At 73.2% G+C, this 16,503-nt stretch carries 15 protein-coding genes; 9 read left to right on the forward strand and 6 right to left on the reverse strand.

Features of this window, described 5'->3' with window-relative positions; translation table 11 throughout:
* Window positions 1-130 precede the first annotated feature (130 nt).
* The 6 genes from VEW93_04970 to VEW93_04995 all read left to right on the forward strand — a co-directional run bounded on the left by VEW93_04970 (window position 131) and on the right by VEW93_04995 (window position 7,045).
* Entirely contained in the window at window positions 131-1,369 is a 1,239-nt protein-coding gene (locus tag VEW93_04970) for a hypothetical protein (protein ID HYI61137.1), read from the forward strand.
* A gap of 41 nt (window positions 1,370-1,410) precedes the next feature.
* Window positions 1,411-2,307, forward strand: a complete 897-nt coding sequence (locus tag VEW93_04975) for a hypothetical protein (protein HYI61138.1) — start codon at window positions 1,411-1,413, stop codon at window positions 2,305-2,307.
* Between the two features lie 19 nt (window positions 2,308-2,326).
* Window positions 2,327-3,400 (forward strand): glycosyltransferase family 4 protein, encoded by a 1,074-nt coding sequence (locus VEW93_04980; protein ID HYI61139.1) that lies wholly within the window; start codon window positions 2,327-2,329, stop codon window positions 3,398-3,400.
* Window positions 3,397-4,551: a glycosyltransferase gene (locus tag VEW93_04985; protein HYI61140.1), complete on the forward strand. Its 1,155-nt coding sequence runs from the start codon at window positions 3,397-3,399 to the stop codon at window positions 4,549-4,551. Before VEW93_04980 ends, VEW93_04985 begins: the two co-directional genes overlap by 4 nt.
* An 80-nt stretch (window positions 4,552-4,631) precedes the next feature.
* Window positions 4,632-5,498: an FkbM family methyltransferase gene (locus VEW93_04990; GenBank protein HYI61141.1), complete on the forward strand. Its 867-nt coding sequence runs from the start codon at window positions 4,632-4,634 to the stop codon at window positions 5,496-5,498.
* Between the two features lie 251 nt (window positions 5,499-5,749).
* Window positions 5,750-7,045: an O-antigen ligase family protein gene (locus VEW93_04995; GenBank protein HYI61142.1), complete on the forward strand. Its 1,296-nt coding sequence runs from the start codon at window positions 5,750-5,752 to the stop codon at window positions 7,043-7,045.
* 60 nt (window positions 7,046-7,105) lie between these two features.
* Here VEW93_04995 and VEW93_05000 read toward each other — a convergent pair whose 3' ends face one another.
* Genes VEW93_05000 through VEW93_05015 form a run of 4 tightly spaced genes read right to left on the reverse strand, consistent with a single transcriptional unit; the run spans window position 7,106 to window position 10,628 of the window.
* Window positions 7,106-7,867 (reverse strand): FkbM family methyltransferase, encoded by a 762-nt coding sequence (locus VEW93_05000; protein HYI61143.1) that lies wholly within the window; start codon window positions 7,865-7,867, stop codon window positions 7,106-7,108.
* The gene (locus VEW93_05005; GenBank protein HYI61144.1) at window positions 7,867-8,670 is read right to left on the reverse strand and encodes a methyltransferase domain-containing protein; all 804 of its coding nucleotides are present in this window, start codon (window positions 8,668-8,670) and stop codon (window positions 7,867-7,869) included. The genes VEW93_05000 and VEW93_05005 overlap by 1 nt, the downstream gene beginning before the upstream one ends.
* A complete protein-coding gene (locus VEW93_05010; GenBank protein ID HYI61145.1) occupies window positions 8,657-9,886 on the reverse strand; it encodes a glycosyltransferase family 4 protein in 1,230 nt (409 codons plus the stop codon). The genes VEW93_05005 and VEW93_05010 overlap by 14 nt, the downstream gene beginning before the upstream one ends.
* A gap of 19 nt (window positions 9,887-9,905) precedes the next feature.
* Window positions 9,906-10,628: a sugar transferase gene (locus VEW93_05015; protein ID HYI61146.1), complete on the reverse strand. Its 723-nt coding sequence runs from the start codon at window positions 10,626-10,628 to the stop codon at window positions 9,906-9,908.
* A gap of 226 nt (window positions 10,629-10,854) precedes the next feature.
* Between VEW93_05015 and VEW93_05020 the strand changes: the two genes are divergently transcribed.
* From VEW93_05020 to VEW93_05030, 3 genes are all read left to right on the forward strand, one after another.
* On the forward strand, window positions 10,855-11,397 hold the full coding sequence (locus VEW93_05020; protein HYI61147.1) for a pyridoxamine 5'-phosphate oxidase family protein: 543 nt from the start codon (window positions 10,855-10,857) through the stop codon (window positions 11,395-11,397).
* A 173-nt stretch (window positions 11,398-11,570) separates the two neighbouring features.
* Window positions 11,571-12,077: a hypothetical protein gene (locus VEW93_05025; GenBank protein HYI61148.1), complete on the forward strand. Its 507-nt coding sequence runs from the start codon at window positions 11,571-11,573 to the stop codon at window positions 12,075-12,077.
* A 35-nt stretch (window positions 12,078-12,112) separates the two neighbouring features.
* Window positions 12,113-13,219: a Xaa-Pro peptidase family protein gene (locus VEW93_05030; protein ID HYI61149.1), complete on the forward strand. Its 1,107-nt coding sequence runs from the start codon at window positions 12,113-12,115 to the stop codon at window positions 13,217-13,219.
* Window positions 13,220-13,248: 29 nt separating this feature from the next.
* Here VEW93_05030 and VEW93_05035 read toward each other — a convergent pair whose 3' ends face one another.
* Window positions 13,249-14,721 carry a sugar transferase gene (locus VEW93_05035; protein ID HYI61150.1) on the reverse strand — a complete coding sequence of 491 codons (1,473 nt, stop codon included), beginning with the start codon at window positions 14,719-14,721 and terminating at the stop codon, window positions 13,249-13,251.
* Window positions 14,722-14,947: 226 nt separating this feature from the next.
* Window positions 14,948-16,483: a polysaccharide biosynthesis tyrosine autokinase gene (locus VEW93_05040; GenBank protein ID HYI61151.1), complete on the reverse strand. Its 1,536-nt coding sequence runs from the start codon at window positions 16,481-16,483 to the stop codon at window positions 14,948-14,950.
* Between the last annotated feature and the right edge of the window lie 20 nt (window positions 16,484-16,503).

The following is a 16,503-nucleotide window of genomic DNA, read 5'->3' on the forward strand; positions in this document are numbered from 1 at the left end:
GCGCCACGGTCGACCCTTGATCCCACACGCCATCTCCGCAGCGGTCCGTCGGTCTCTCGGGCGGGTGGCCTCCGCCCGCCGGAGGTACCGGTCGGCAGCCGGCCGGGTGTCGTGGTCGATCCTCGACCAGATGGTCTCGAACGGCACCAACGCGGCAGCCACGGTGCTGGCCGCCCGGGAGCTCACCCCGGTGGGGTTCGGCGCCTTTGCGGCCACGGTGGTGTCCTTCACCATCACCGTCGGAGGAGCGCGGGCCCTCGCCCTCGAAGCCGCCCTGGTCCGGGGCCAGGAGTCGGGTCGTCGCCTGATGGCCGACCTGTCCAGCGCGGTCACCGCCTTCGTGCCCGTGCCCGTGGTGGTCCTGCTCGGAGCCGGGGCGCTGGTCGGCGGGTCGGTCGGCGCCTGCCTGGTGGCGTTCGCGGCGTGCCTCCCCGGCCTCGTCCTGCAGGACGCCTGGCGGTACGCCAGCTTCACCGGACGACGTCCCCGAGCCGCCTTCGCCTCCGACGTGGCCTGGTTGGTCGGCATGGTGGCCAGCTTCGGCGCGCTGACCGCGGTCAGGGGCGAGATCCGGCCGGAGTGGACCGTCCTGGCCTGGGCCGGGCCCGGGGCGGTGCTGGGGATGGGCACGGTAGCTGTCCAGCGCCTCCGCCTCAGCGCCCGCGTCGGCGTGTGGTGGATCCGGGCCAACCTGGACCTGGGGGGGCGTTACCTGGTCGACTTCATCGGGACGTTGGGAATCGCCCAGGTGGCCCTGTACGCCCTGGTCCTGATCTCCGGGATCGCCGCCCTGGGGGGGGTCCGGGCCGGCTACGCCCTCTTCGGGCCCTTGCAGGTGCTGTACGTGAGCGTCATGGTCACCCTGGTCCCCGACGGGCGACGGCTGGCCCTCCGCTCGTCCCGCCGGCTGGTGGAGGTCCTGGTGGTGACGTCGGTGATCCTGTTGCTGGTGACGGTGGCCATCGGTGTCGTGCTCTCCCTCCGGGCCTTCGATCCGGTGGGCGAGCTGCTGTTCGGCGCCACCTGGCCGAGCGCCCGGGACCTGGTGGTGCCGGTCTGCGCCCAGACCTGCGCTGGCGCGGTGCTGGCCGGGCCGACCATGGGCCTTCGTGCATTGGAGGAGGCCGCCGTGCTCCTGCGCATCCGGCTCTACTCGGCCGCGCCTACCCTCGTCCTCGCCTGCCTGGGGGCCGTCCTGGGCGAGGCCCCCGGCATGGTCTACGGCCTGACCGTTGGGTCGGCGGGCTCCGCGGCGTGGCACTGGGTGGCCCTGAGGTCCGCCCTCGCCCGGCCCACCGTCCCGGTGGCAGCCGAGGGTCCGCTCGGCCCGCCGGTGGTTCGACGGCGCGGGGCGCGGGTGCGACACTGATGGCGGTGAGAGGAAGGACCGCCTCGACGAAGGACCGGCGCATGCCAGACGCGAGCCCCAAGAACCCAGGGCGGCCCTCCACCGCGACCCGGTTCCGGCGCCTGGCCCGCAACTCCCTCCCCGCCGAGGTGCGCCACACGTTGGCTCCGGCCGTCCGCAGGGTCGAGGACCTCGTCGGTCGGGCCGCCTCGGCGAACGGCGAGGAGCGCATCATCCGCGAGCTCCTGGCCGACCGCTCGGTGGTGCCCTTCTGCGTCGACATCGCGGCCAGTGACGGGCGCACCGGGTCGAACTCCCTGGCGCTCTACGCCCGGGGCTGGGCCGGGCTCTCGGTGGAGATGGACGGGCGGCTGTTCCGATCGCTGGCGGCCCGGAACGCCGGGTTCGACAGCTGTCGCCTCTTCCGAGGGCGGGTGACGCCCGAGAACGTGGTGAGCCTGTTCCGCGCCGCACAGGTGCCGATTGATCTCGGCTTCCTGAACCTCGACATCGACAGCTACGACTTCTTCGTCCTGGAGCAGATCCTGTCCGAGTACCGCCCGTCCCTCATCTGCGCGGAGATCAACGAGAAGGTCCCCCCACCGATTCGCTTCACCGTGCAGTACCGCGACGACCACCAATGGGACGGCTCCCACTGCTACGGCCAGTCCATCTCCCAACTGGAGATCCTGGTCGAGCGGCACGGGTACGCCATCGTGGCGCTCGAGTACAACAACGCCATGCTGATGCCCCGCGAGGTCGCGCCGAAGTCCCTCTCGGCCGAGGAGGCCTACCGGGAGGGCTACCTCCGCCGCCCCGATCGGCTGGAGCGCTTTCCGTGGAACGCGGATGTCGAGGACGTCCTCGCCCTGCTGCCGGTGCCCGCCGCTGTCCGTCTGGAGGAGGTCTTCGCCGGTCACGGCTCCTACAGCCTGACCGTGGGCCCGGGCGATCATTGACCGAGCTCGAGGACCCCTCGTGAAGCTGGCGTTCCTCTGGCCGCAGATGTCCGGCTACGTCGATGCCTGCCTCCGGGCCACGGCAGACCTGGGCCACCACCTCTACCTCGCCCACCGGGCCGCGGGGCCCGAGGCGCCGTTCCGGGACGAGCGGTTCGGGTGGATCGAGCGCCGACACTGTTACGCCGGGGAGGCTGATCCCCAGCGCCTCCTCGGTGACCTGGAGGACTTCGGTCCCGACGCCATCCTCGCAGTCTCGTGGCACCGCCCCGCCTTCCGGGCCGTCCTGCGCCGGTGGCGGGGACGTGCCCTGCGGGTCCTCTTCATGGACAACCCGTGGAGGGGCACGCCGAAGCAGTGGGCCGGGCGGCTGGTGGCCCGGTCCCACGTGCTGCCGTACTACGACGCCGCCTTCCTGCCGGGTGAGCGCCAGGCCGTCTTCGCCCGGATGCTCGGGTTCGACGACGACGCCATCTGGCAGGGCGCCTACGTCGCCGACAACGCCGCCTTCGACACCGGTCCCCGGTCGGCACCACCGGCACGGCCCTCCTTCCTCCTCTGCGCCCGCCTGGTCCCCGAGAAGGGCGTCGAGGACCTGGCCGAGGCGTGGGCCACGGCGACGGCGGACGGCGCGGTGGAGGGCTGGCGCCTCCAGGTCGCCGGGGTGGGGCCCCTGGCCGAGCGGATGGCCGACCTCGCCGACGTCGAGATGCTCGGCTTCGTCCAGCCGGACGAGCTGCCGGCCATCCACGCCGCTGCGGGAGCGCTCGTCCTGCCCAGCAGGGTCGAGCACTGGGGCGTGGCCGTCAACGAGGCGTGCGCGGCCGGGCTCCCCATCATCGCCACCACCGCGGTCGGCGCCACCACGGGGCTACTGCGCGAGGGGATCAACGGGTGGGTGGTGCCCCCCCGCCGCCCCGACCTGCTGGCCGGCCGCCTGGCCGACACGGCCCGGCTCCCTGCGGCCGACTGGGCCCGGATGTCCGACCGGTCACGGGCGCTGTCCACCAGCTACACGCCCGAGGGCTGGGCCCGCTACTTCACCGCTCAGTGCACCCGGGCCCTCGGGGCCCAGGGGTCGGTCACGGCATGAGGGTCGTGGTCGACGCTCTCGGCGTGCAGCGGGGTGGAGGCCTGCTCACCGCGGTCCGCTCGGTGGTCGGGACGTGGGCCGAGGTGGCTCCGGGCGACGAGCTGGTCCTGGTCGTCGACCGGGCCGTCAGGGGTGAGCTCCCGGCCGCGGGCCCGGGGCTCGAGGTGGTCCCCCTCGACCTCGGCTCTCGCCGGCAGGTCAACCGGCTGACCCGTGGGGCCTGGGCCCTCCGGGAGCTCAGTCGGGGGGCCGACGCCCTGCTGGCCACCCTGCCGGTGCTGCCGACCTTCGGCGTCCGCGCCCTGCCGACCGTCGTCCTCCTCTACGACATGCGCCACCGCGTCCGCCCGACGGACTTCCCGAGGGCGACGGTCCTCCAGCGGAGCGTCCTGTACCACCGGGCGGTGCGGCGCTCCGACGCCGTGCTCGCCATCTCCCAGCGGACCGCGGACGACCTCGACGCCCTGATCGCCCCCCACGCCCCGGTCACCGTGGCCCACCTGGGCGCCGACCACGTCGCCGCCGCGACGACAGGCGGCGCCCGGGCCCACGGCCTGGTGCACGGGCACTTCTCCAACAAGGGCGTCGACCTTGCCCTGCAGACCTGGGCCACCCTCGGGCAGCGGCACGCGGTGGACCTGCCCCTGCTGGTGGTGGGCGTCCCCCCGGAGGACCGGGGGCGGTGGGAGTCGATGGCCGGCGAGCTGGGCATCGGGGACCGGGTCCGGGTGGCGGGCTGGCTCGACGACGGAGCGCTGGCCTCGGTCGTCGACGACTCGGCCGTCCTCCTGTTCCCGTCGCGGCACGAGGGCTTCGGCCTGCCCGCTCTGGAGGCTATGCGCCGGCGGGTCCCCGTCGCCATCTCCCCCGACCCGGCCCTGGTGGAGGTGACGGGTGGGCACGCACCGGTGGCCTCGAGCTGGTCGGCCGAAGCCTTGGCCGAGGCCACCTGGCGGGCGATCCGGATGAGCGACGACGGGGTGGAGGCGGCGGCCCGCCACGCCGCTACCTTCACCTGGGCGTCGACGGTGACGACGATCCGAGCCGTCATCGAGGCCGAGGTCGGTCGCCGCTCCGGTCGGGATGGCGGGTCCGGATCCGGGCCCCAGTCGGCGGGCGGCGCCACGGACCTAGGCTCGGCCCGATGGTGAGGGTGAAGGCCGCGATGACCGTCATCGGACCCTGACGGTTCGCCAGTGGGGCCGGAGGGCGAGCCACTAGGTTCCCTCTGGTGTCCTCCCTACGGTTGGCCGTCGAGGTCGTTCGTTGGATCTGGACCCACCCCTCCAACCGGGGCCGACGGGTTCGCCAGCTCTGCCAGGCCATGGCCTTCCAGGCTCGGGGCCGTCTCCTGCGGCGCCCCACCGTCGTCCCGGTCGGCCGGCGTTCGCGGTTGGTCGCCCATCTTCGGGAGCGCGGCTCCTCGCTCGTGGTGTACGCCAACCCGCACGACCACGCCGAGATCGGGTTGTGGGAACGGCTCCTCGGACCCGGGGATCTGTTCGTCGATGTCGGCGCGAACGTCGGCAGCTACTCGATGTGGGCCGCCGAGTTGGGGGCCGAGGTCGTCGCCTTCGAGCCTGATGCCGGGGCCCGGGCCCGGCTCCGAGCGAACGCCCGATTGAACGGGTTCGACATCGACATCCGACCGCAGATCGTGTCGGCCACGGTGGGCCGGGCCCGGATGACCAGGGGCCTGGACGCCATGAACCACATCGCGGTCGGCGCTGGCGATGATGCCCAAGAGGCCACCACGCTCGACGTCGCGTTGGCCGGGCGGACCCACGTCCGGGGCGTCAAGGTCGACGTCGAGGGCTTCGAGCGTCTGGTGCTGGAGGGGGCCGAGGAGTTGCTGCGCGAGCACCGGATCGATGTCGTCCAGCTCGAGTGGAACCGGCTGTCGCTCGACCACATGGGCGAGCCGCGGGGGCGCGCCGGGGAGATCCTGACCGGCCACGGGTACCACCTCCTCCGGCCTGACGGGACGGCGGACTTTCGACGCCTCCAGGCCGACGTCTTCGCCGTGAGCCCGGCCTGCCTGGACGAGGTGCTCGCCCTCGTGGGCCGTGGGGTCTCCGCGGTCATCGCCGGGACGTGACCGACCCGCGTCGGTGGCGCCGAGAGGCCTCCCGCTCGTCGCCCCGGCTGGTCGTACGGCTCGGAGGTCGTCGACGCGCCTGATGGTACGGGGGTCGTCGGGGACGGTGGGGCGTTGCGGCGATGGCCGCTCTACGATCCGGGTTCCTCGTTCGAAGGAGCCCCGATGACGAAGCTGGACACGCTTCGGTCGCGTGTGAAGCGAGCGGACCAGTCGTGCCGGGACGGGTTCGTCGCGACCCTGCGCCGGCGATGACGAGCATCTTCGTCTTGTTGGCAGTGCTGACGTCCGGCGTCTGGGTCGCGGTCGCCATAGCGAGGTACGGCCTTCAAACGGTCGCGTTCGCGGCAACGGGAGCCTCGGCCTTCTTCATGCCGATGATCTCCCTGCGGGTTGCCCCTTCCGTCTCGATCGGGGATGCCCTACTTCTCAGTGCGATTGGCCTGGCCTCGACCGCCGTCTTGATCCGACGCTACCCGTTGCACTTCCGACCGTTGAGAAGCGTCACTCGGGCCCTCGTCCTCGTCGTCGCCGGAGGTGTTCTCGGATCGCTGCTCCACGGAGGTGGCAGTGGCGAGCTCGTGAGCTTCGGTGCAGGAGTCGGATCGGTCATCGTATGCTTCGGTCTTCAAGATTTGGCCCCCGACCAGATCCGGCGTCTGTGCTGGGCCTTCGCTCTAGGCTCCACGACGAGCGGCTTGGTCGGCATCCTGCTGGGCTACTCGGTGCTGGGCAGTCGCTTGTACGGCTTGTCACATCACCCGAACCACCTGGCCATGGTCAACGTCCTGGCGCTAGGCATGACCCTCGGGCTGGTCTTGACGACGAGCCAGGGCCGCGCACGATCCATCGGGCAATGCCTCGCGCTGTGCCACCTGGTCATCGTGTTCATGACCGGTTCCCGTGCCGGGGTCATCGGAGTCGTCGTCGTGGTCGGTGCGGCGACCATCGTGACTCGACGCAGGCATCTGGCGATCGCTCTCGGAGGAGGAGCGACCGCACTGTTCGTGGTGCTGGCCACGGGCGTCATCACGCTCACCGACGCGAACGTTCTCAGCCGCTTGGCCGGAGGCGGCGGCGCCTCGGCTAGCGACGTCGAACGGGCCGATGCGCTCAGCTCGACGTGGGAGACGATCGGCGACAGCCCGATCCTGGGAGCTGGTTTCTCGTCGGCTCGAGCCGGCCACTCGGTCCCCTTGCAACTCTGGCAGGTGGCCGGGATCTTCGGACTTATGGCCTTCGTGGTGCTGGTCGCCACGACGGTCCGAAGCTTGCGGCACCCTCACAGCGTGCTGAGCGTCGGCCTCTGGTCCGGGTACGCCGGGTACCTGGCCGCGTCCCTCGTGTCGAACCAGCTCTGGGATCGGTACGTCTGGCTGGCCCTCGCCCTCGCTTCACTTGCCGCAGCAGGAGGTGTCGGGCTTCCACTCGACTCGATCCGTCCCGGATCACGCTCGCTGCCCCGTGGCAACCTGCAGTCGTCCCGAGAGCACCGTGGAGGTCGGCACTCCGAGTTGGCCATCGAAGCCCGCGGGGGCCCTGTGTGAGGCCCTACGGAGCTCCGACGATCGCCGCCGCGGGGCCACAGCTAGCAGGCGTGCGGTGGGTCAGGGAGGCGGGGGCCGGGAGAACAGCAGGTCGGCCTGGACCACCCGCCCCCCGATGCGGGTCGCCGGGCCGATCCCGGTGAGCGCCAGGCCGTGCTCTCGGAGCTCGGCCACGATCTCGTGGGCCAATGGCTGGCCGGTGTAGAAGGCCTGGAACGAGCACTCCACGTAGACCCACGTCACCTGGTCGAGGGTCGCCCGCGCCCCCCGGATCACCTCGAGCTCGGCGCCCTGGACGTCGAGCTTGAGCAGGGCCGGCTCGGTCAGGGGGTACCCCTCCACCTCGGCGTCGAGGGTCGAGGTCGTGATGTCGAGGGTCTCGGCCTCGTGGGTGCCGGGGAAGGTCGTGCTCTGCAGCTCGGAGATGGCGAGCAGGGAGGAGCTGTCGTCCGCCTCGGCCACGTGGAGGACGGCGGGCCCGGTCGCGGACCCCAAGGCGACGGTGCGCAACTCGACCGAGGCGATCTCGGCGAAGATGGCCCGGAAGGTGGCCGAGGCCGCCGGCAGGGGCTCGAAGGAGAGCACCGCCGCGGCCGGCGCGGAGCGGCACACCTCCAGCGCGAACTGGCCCCGGTTCGCCCCGACGTCCAGGACGTGACGGGGCTGGAGGTCGGCCAGCATGGCCCGGTGCTCCCGGGCAGGGGCGACCCCGTGGCGCAGGGCTCGCCGACCGAGGGCCGAGCGGGCCGCGTCGAGCGCCTTGGCCGCCTGGTGCCCGCGGGCCAGGAGCTTCGCCGTGGCGGTGGCGACCGGCCCCCCCATCAGCCTTCGTCCGCCTCGGGGCGGCGCAGGACGCTGATGACGTAGCTGGCCAGCCCCGGCTTCGGGTGCCGGAGGAGGAAGCGGGTCTTGGCCCGTTCGGCCAGGCGCAGGGGCGGGACCTTCTCGTAGTAGCCGTGGCCGAAGCCGACGAAGAAGGCCACGGGCTCGAAGCCGACCGAGCGGAAGCGGGCCAGGTGCCTCTCCGTCGGCCCCGCGCACCAGCTGTAGGGGGCGGGGAACTTGCCGTGCTGGCCCTCCCCGGACCGCTCGGGCCAGATGGACAGCACGATCTTGTCCGAGAGCCCGTCCGGGAGGAGCCGGTTGGCCAGGAAGGGGAGGCTCGACACGACCGGCGAGAAGTGCACGGCCAGCCCGCCAGGCCGCAGGCTGGCGAAGCAGTTCTCGTGGAAGGCGCGACCGGAGGGGACGTGTTCGGCCAGCATCCGGGAGAAGACCAGGTCGAACGACCCGCCCAGGTCCAGCCCGGGCTGCGCCAGGTCGGCCTGGACGGTGCGGACCTCGACCCCGCTCTTGTCCAGCTCGGCCGGGGAGATGTCGACCACCGTGAAGGTGTCGGCCCGTCCGGCGGCCGTGACGACGTCGATGGACGGGTTCGCCCCCCCGCCCAGCTCGGCGATGTCGACGGCCCCGGACCGAGTGATCAGGTCCGTCAGCAGGCCGTCGAGGCCCTCCCACAGCGCCACGTGGGGGTGGTAGGTGACCACCGGCCCGGAGCGCCCGCCGGAGGAGGCCAGGGCCGGCCCGACGTCGAGGGGCAGGGTGAGTGTGTCAAATGGTGCCATGGGGTGCTTCCAACTCGGAGAGGGGGGCCGGGGGGCCTGCGGCGAGGACCTCGGCCACGCGGGCCGAGATGACCTCGATGTCGAAGGTGGCCTCGGCGTAGGCGCGGGCCGAGCGACCCCCGGCCGCCCGGCGCTCGCCGTCCTGGAGCAGCGTGGCCACGCTGTCCACGAAGGCCTGGTGGTCGCCCGGCTCGGTGACCGTCCCGGCGCCGGCCCGTTCGATGATGCGGGCGGCCAGGTTGGCGCCGGGGACGGCGGCGGCGATGGGGCGCCCGGCGGCCAGGTAGGCCAGGACCTTGGACGGGACGCTGAAGGTGCCGGCGCCGGCCTCCAGCAGGACCAGGCAGACGTCGGCCGCCCCCAGGAGTTGCGGGAAGGTCTCGTAGTCGACGTAGTCGAGGAGCACCAGGGTGCCCTCCAGGTCCTCCCGGGCCCGGGCCGCCTCCAGGTGCTGGCGCCCCCGGCCCTCGGTCACGACGACCAGGGCGGCGTCGGTGCCCCGGAGGGCCCGGGCCACGGCCAGGAGGTGGTCGGGGTCGTGCTTGAGGCCGAGGGTGCCCGAGTAGAGGGCGACCGGTCGCTGCTGGAGGCCGTGGGACCGGGCCCAGGCGTTGTCCTTGGGCTCGACCGGGATCTCGTCCAGGGGGGCCCAGTTCTCGATCACGGTGACGGGGACGTCGACCGAGCGCCGCTCCAGCTCGGAGACGAAGTCGTCGCTGATGACCACCGCGGCGTCCGACCGGCGCAGCAGCCGCGTCTCGAGGCCCTCGAGGGCCGCGCCCAGGGTGGCGCCGAGGAGGCGTGAGCGCGCCGAGAGCACATCCCGGGTGCCCCGGCCCAGGAAGTCCTGGACCCAGTAGGCCCGCCGGGCCCCCACGTGGCCGGCCGCCGCCCACAGCAGCATCTGGGCCAGGAGGGGGGTGTTCCCGGAGAGGACGGCGTCGGGCCGGCTCCGGACGACGTGGCGGGCCAGCCGGCTCCCGTAGCGGAGCTCGCTGGCCAGTCGCCGGAGGGGGGCGTAGCGCTCGAAGGGCTGCTCGCTCAGGGCGGTGAACCGGAGCGACCCGGGGTCGCCGGCCCGGCGGGCGAGGTCCCCCCGGCCGCTGGCCACCCCGGCGCAGAAGGCGTGGTCGACCTCGATGCCCCGGCGGGCCAGGGCCCGGGCCAGGTGGGCCGGGAAGGGGTGGCCCGCGAAGTCGTGCAGGAGGAGCTTCACGCCGGGGCGGGCGGCAGGATCAGTGGGCGCCGACGCGGCGGAGGACCACGAGGGCGGTCTTGACGAGGATCCAGAGGTCGGCGCCGACGCTCGGACGGGCCAGGTAGGCGAGGTCGAGCTCGACCCGCTGCTGGTAGTTGAGGCTGCTGCGCCCGCTCACCTGCCACAACCCGGTCAACCCGGGACGGGCCGAGAGGTAGGCCTCCTGGGCCTGGCGGGAGGCGTACTCGACCAGCTCGGCCTCCACGATCGGGCGAGGGCCGACCATGCTCATGTCACCCTTCAGGACGCTGATGAGCTGGGGGAGCTCGTCCAGGCTGGACGACCGCAGGAAGCGGCCCCACTGGCTCAGCCGGGGGTCCTCGTCGGCCGGCAGCTTGAACCCGTTGACCAGGTACTTGGCGTAGAGCTCGGGATCGGCGTGGAGCCGCGTCTCGGCGTCGACGGCCATGCTGCGGAACTTGCTGATCTCGATCACCCGGCCGCCCTGGCCCACCCTCCGCTGCTTGAAGAAGGCCGGCCCTCCGTCCAAGCGGACGAGGATGAAGAGGACGAGGACGACGGGGGCCGTCGCCACCAGCAGGACGGAGGCCACCACCACATCGAGGGCCCGCTTCGTGGCCGTGACGGCCCGGGCCGAGCCCGGGGCGAGGGAGCCCGCGCCCGGGCGCGCCGGGTCGCCTTCCGACCGGGCCGAGGCGGGGTCGGTGCTGGGGGAGCTGATGACCTCGGCCGTGCTCATGACGATGGGTCGTCGGTCTCGACGGCCACCGATCGCCGGTGGCTTCGAGGCAGCGTGTTCGACCTTTTCCTCCCTGGGCTCGAGACTGAGGAGCAGTCCTGCGACGGGCGAAACCCTAGCAACGTCGGTCCGATGGAGCGACCATCCACAGGCTTGTTCTCCCGCGGTTCACGGACTCCTGCTCGGCGGCTCGCCCCCGGGGCCGGCGGCGGGCAGGCTGGGGTCCATGGGCCGCACCTACGACGCCGTTCCCGACCACCTGGGCCAGTGGATGGTGGACCAGCCGGTCTACTTCGTGGCCACCGCGCCGCTGGCCGCCGACGGGCACGTCAACGTGTCGCCCAAGGGCGACGACACCTTCCGGGTCGTATCGCCCCGCGAGGTGGCCTACCTCGACCTGACCGGCAGCGGGGCCGAGACCATCGCCCACCTCCGCGAGAACGGCCGCCTGACCGTCATGTTCTGCTCCTTCGGCCCGTCGCCGACGATCGTCCGCCTCTACGGCCGGGGCCGCATCGTCCTGCCGGGTGAGGACCGGTGGGACGAGTTGATCGCACGCTTCCCGGCCCGGACGGGGGCCCGCAGCGTCATCACCCTGGCCGTGGACCGGGTCAGCACCTCGTGCGGCTACAGCGTGCCGCTCATGGACCTGGTCGGGCCCCGGGACGTCCTCACCGAGTGGGCCGATGGCAAGGGCCCCGAGGCCCTGGAGGCGTACCGGGCCCAGAAGAACGCCGCCAGCATCGACGGCCTCCCCGCCCTGGGGTGAGTCGTCACCCGCTGCCGGGGTGACCCTCGACGGCGCCGGGGCCCGTCGGTAGGGTCGTCGCAGCTTCCCCCGCTGACGCCCACCTTCCGACCGGGAGGACCCATGTCCTCAGCGAGCGAAGCCGCTCCACCCTGTACCGAGGCCTGCAGGCCGTCATCGACGACGAGGAGGCCGTGGGCGAGATGCTCTCCCACTTCCCGGCCCGGGACCTCGACGAGCCCGTCACCCGCGACCACCTGCGGGCCGAGCTGGCCGTCCTCCACCAGCGCATCACCGATCAGGGTGCGGTGATGGCGGTCTCGTTCGCCACCTTGGACCAGAAGATCACCGATCAGGGCGCGACCCTCGGGCAGAGGATCACTGATCAGGGCGCGACCCTCGGGCAGAGGATCACTGATCAGGGGGCGACCCTCGGCCAGAGGATCACCGATCAGGGCGCCAGCCTCGACCAGAAGATCGCCGATCTCGCCATGACGACGAACGACCGCTTCGCCCGCCTCGAGCAGCGGATGGAGGTGGGCTTCGCCGCCGTGGACGTGCGCTTCGCCGATCTCGAGCAGCGGATGGGTGAGCGGTTCAGCGCCTTCCAGAGGGAGATCAGCGCCGAGATGCGGCGGTGGCACCTGGCCACCCTGATGGTCATGGTCGCCATCGCCACCCTGGCCCGGCTGGCCGGTTGACCGGGGGTCCACCGAGGGCGCCATAGCCTGGGGCGGTGCACGGGCAGCGGATGGAGCGGGTGCGGGCCGCCATGGCCGCCCGGGGTGTCGACGTGCTGCTGCTGTCGGTGGGGCCCGACCTGCCATGGCTCACCGGCTACCAGGCCATGCCCCTGGAACGCCTCACCATGCTGGTCGTGCCCCGGGACGCGGGGGCCACGCTGGTGGTGCCCCGGCTGGAGGCGCCGCGGGTGGTGGAGCGGCCCGACGTGTTCACGGTGGCCCCCTGGGAGGAGGCCGAGGACCCGGTGGCCCTGGTGGCCCGGCTGACCGGCCCGGCGGCCTCGGTGGCGGTCGGCGACCGCACCTGGGCCCGCTTCCTGGTCGACCTCCAGGCCGCCCTGCCCCGGGCCGCGTGGGCCCTGGCGTCGACGGTGACCGGGCCCCTCCGGGCCCGTAAGGACCCCGGCGAGGTGGCCGCCCTGCGAGCCGCGGCCGAGGCCGCCGACCGGGTGGCGGCCCAGCTCCAGGCCGGGGAGGTCCCGCTGGTGGGCCGGACCGAGGCCGAGGTCTCGGCCGACATCGGGCGCCGCCTGCTCGACGAGGGCCACCAGCGGGTCAACTTCGCCATCGTGGCCGCCGGGCCCCACGCCGCCAGCCCCCACCACGAACCGGGGCCCAGGGTGATCGAGCCCGGCCAGGTGGTGCTGTGCGACTTCGGGGGCACCTGGCCCACCGACTCGGGGGCGGGCTACTGCTCCGACATCACCCGGTGCGTCGCGCTCGGCCCCCCGCCGGCCGAGGTGGCCGAGGCCTACGCCGTCCTGCAGCGGGCCCAGGCCTCGTCGGTGGCCGCCGCCGTCGTGGGCACCAGCTGCGAGGACGTCGACGCCGCAGCCCGGGCCCCTCTCACCGCAGATGGCTACGGCGACCGCTTCATCCACCGCACCGGCCACGGCATCGGGGTCGAGGAGCACGAGGACCCCTACATCGTGGCCGGCAACGCCGCCCCCCTGGAGGTCGGCCACGCCTTCTCGGTGGAGCCCGGCATCTACACCGCCGGGGCCTGGGGCCTGCGCCTGGAGGACATCGTGGTGGCCACCGAGGCCGGGCCCCTGGCCCTCAACCGGGCCGACCACGACCTGGTGGTCCTCGACGCTTGACGGCGGCCGGGGCCGCCCGATCGGCCGCCTTACTGGGCGCCGCGGCGGAAGAGCACCACGGGGAGGGTCTTGGCCAGGATGGCCAGGTCGATGAGCAGCGACCAGTTGTCCACGTAGTAGAGGTCGAGGCGGGTGTAGTCCTCGAAGCTGGACTCGCTGCGCCCGTTGACCTGCCACATGCCGGTGATGCCGGGCGTGACCCGCAGGCGCTGGGTCAGCAGGGGGTCCCAGGCCTCGGTCTCGTGCGGCAGGGCGGGCCGGGGCCCGACCATGCTCATCTCGCCCCGCACCACGTTCCAGAGCTGGGGCAGCTCGTCGATGGAGGAGCGGCGCAGGAACCGGCCCACTCGGGTGACCCGGGGGTCGTCCCGCATCTTGAACAGCGGTCCGTCGGCCTCGTTGGCGGCCAGCAGCTCGGCCCGCCGGGCCTCGGCGTCGGCCACCATGGTCCGCAGCTTCAGCACCTGGAACGGCCGCCCGTTGCGCCCCACCCGCACCTGGCGGAACAGCATCGGCCCCGGGGAGTCGAGGCGGATGGCCACCATGGCCGCGGCGATGAGGGGGCTGGTGGCCACCAGCGTGGTCAGGGCCAGGGCCACGTCGAAGGAGCGCTTGGCCAGGCGGCGCCACCCCCCGCGCTGGACCGGCTCGACGTACACCACCGGGAAGCGGCCCAGGGGTCGGACCACCAGGCGCTGCGAGGCGATGTCGCGCAGGGTGGAGGACAGCTCGACGTGGACCCCCCGGTCGAGCAGGTCGCGGGCCAATCGGTTGGTGGTGGTGCTCTCGATGGCCGAGGCGGCGACGATGACCGAGGCCCGGGGCCGGGAGCGGAGGATCTCGGCCGCGTCGGCCACCGTGCCCAGCAGCGGGACGCCGGGCACCGGCTCGGGGTCGGTGCTGGTGTCGTCGACGAAGCCCAGCACCCGGTACCCGAGCCAGGTGTCGGTGCGGAGCATGGCCGCCAGCTCGCGGCCCTCGGGGTTGGCCCCGGCGATGACCACGTTGCGGATCAGGCGGCCGCGGGCCCGCATGGCGCCGAAGGCCCGCCGGGCCACCTCCCGCTCGATCGACATGAGCACCGTCACCACCACGAAGAGCACCACCACCCGCGAGCGGGGCACCTCCACCCCGCCGAAGTAGGCGGCCAGGACCACGCCCATGGATCCCAGGAAGGTGGCGTTGAGCACCCGGCGGATCTCGTCGATGCGGCGCCCGATGAAGCGGATGTTGTAGAGCCGCTGGCCGGACAGGATGGCCAGCCACAGCGGGAGGGTGGCCACGGCCACGAGCAGGAGCTCCAGGTCGGAGCGCCCCGTCTCTCCCGGGCGGGCCAGGTCGGTGCCCAGCGTGCTCAGGGCCACGGCCGCCAGCACCGTGGCCAGGTCGGCGGCCCCCAGCACCAGCTTGGGGTCGACCCGGGGCGGCCGGGGCTCGGCCGGGGTCGCTCGCGTCCGGGCGGACACGGCCAGTACGTCGGGGGCTGCTTGGGTGACGGTCACGGGTCCTGCTCTCCCCTCACTCGCTGTCAGCCACACAGAGTAGTCGTTATTGGGGCGCTCGGCACGTTGCGAAGGGGATCTTCCCTGTTCTCATCGGCTGTGGCGCCCCGATCAGGAGGTTTGGGCGGCGACCACGGTCCGCGTCCGTCGACCACGAGCAGCATCATCCCTGCCACTGAGCGGGTTCGGATCGGGGGCCGGTCGAGCCTGGCTGCCCGACCGTCCCCTACACCCGGAGCCCGTAGGCCGAGGCGCTGGCCGAGCGCCGGCTGCTGTCGGCGTCGTTGTTCAACGCCGCGCCCACCACCTTGGCCCCGGCCAGGGCCAGCTCGCTGCCCGCCTCGGTCACCTGGGCGGTGCTGGCCTGGGCCAGGGACACCACCATCAGCGTGGCGTCCAGCATGGGCGCCAGGACCAGCACGTCGGCCACGGCCAGCACCGGCGGGGTGTCCACGATGACGTGGTCGAAGCCCTGGGCCAGCTCCTCCAGGACCCGGGCCGTGGTGGCCGAGCCCAGCAGGTCGGTCGGGTTCTCGACCGGCGAGCCCCTGGTGATGACGACCAGGTCGCCCACCCGGCGCTCCACCTCGTCGACGGTGGCCTGGCCGACCAGCAGGTCGGAGAAGCCCGGGGCGACCGGCAGGTCGAACAGCTCGTCGACCCCGCCCCGCCGCAGGTCGGCCGAGATCAGCAGCACCTTGCGCCCGCCCTGGGCCATGGCCACGGCCAGGTTGGCGGCCACGGTGGTCTTGCCCTCGTCGGCCACCGCGCTGGTGATGGCCAGGGTCCGCACCTGGCCGGCCCGGCTGGAGAGCAGCACGGAGGTGCGCAGCCGACGGAAGGCGTCGGCCTCGGGCCCGCTGGGGGCGTGGACGGTGACCAGGGCCGTGCCCCGGTGGCGGTAGCGCTCCGGGAACACCGGGATGCTGCCCAGGGCGTCGACCCCCAGGGTGCGCTGCAGGTCGGCCGCCCCCCGGACCCTGGTGTCGAGCCGGTCGAGGACGAAGGCCAGGCCCAGCCCCAGGAGGAGCCCTCCGGCCAGGGCCGCGGCCAGCGTCCGGGCCAGGCCCCGCGGCGCCTCGTCCAGGGGTCGGCGGGCCGGGGTGATGATGGTGCCCCCGTCGACCACCTCGCTCTGGACACCGGTGAGCTCGGTGGTCAGGTCGCTGAGCGTGTTCTGCTGCTGGTCGATGGCGTTGTCGGCCCGGCGGAACTCCTCGCTGCCCTCCTCCGCCGCGGCCCGGATCTCCTCCTGGGCGGTGATGCCCTCCCGCACGCTCTCGATGCGGGCCTGGTAGGTGCCGGCCCGCTGCTCGATGGCGGCCTGCTGCTCGGATCGCTTCTGGGCGGTGTAGGCCTCGGCGAAGGCCTGGGCCCCCCGTTGGGCCGCGCCCGGGTCCGAGGCCCGGAACGACACGTCGATGACCCGGGCCTCGGTGGGCGCGGCGGCGCTGACCCGCTGGAGCAGGGACCGGGTGTCGTCGTCGCCGGGCAGGGCCTCGGCCGCCCGTCGGGCCACCAGCTCGGACTGGACCACGGCGATCTCGGTCTGGACGTCGGCCGCCTGGATCTGCGGGGTGGTCGCCCCCTCCTCGGCCGGCAGGGCGACGCGCGCCGTCGACCGGTACACCGCCGGCCGGGTCAGGCCGTAACCCGCCCCGATCAGCAGGCAGGCCAACACCGCGGCCCCGACCACGAGGTAGCGGCGGCGGATCACCCCCAGGTAGTCACCGAGCTCGACCGAGGACGGCTCAACGGCCATGGCGGGACCCTCCTTGGGAG

The sequence above is a fragment of the Acidimicrobiales bacterium genome, from assembly GCA_035630295.1.
In the GTDB taxonomy this organism is placed as follows: domain Bacteria; phylum Actinomycetota; class Acidimicrobiia; order Acidimicrobiales; family Iamiaceae; genus Iamia.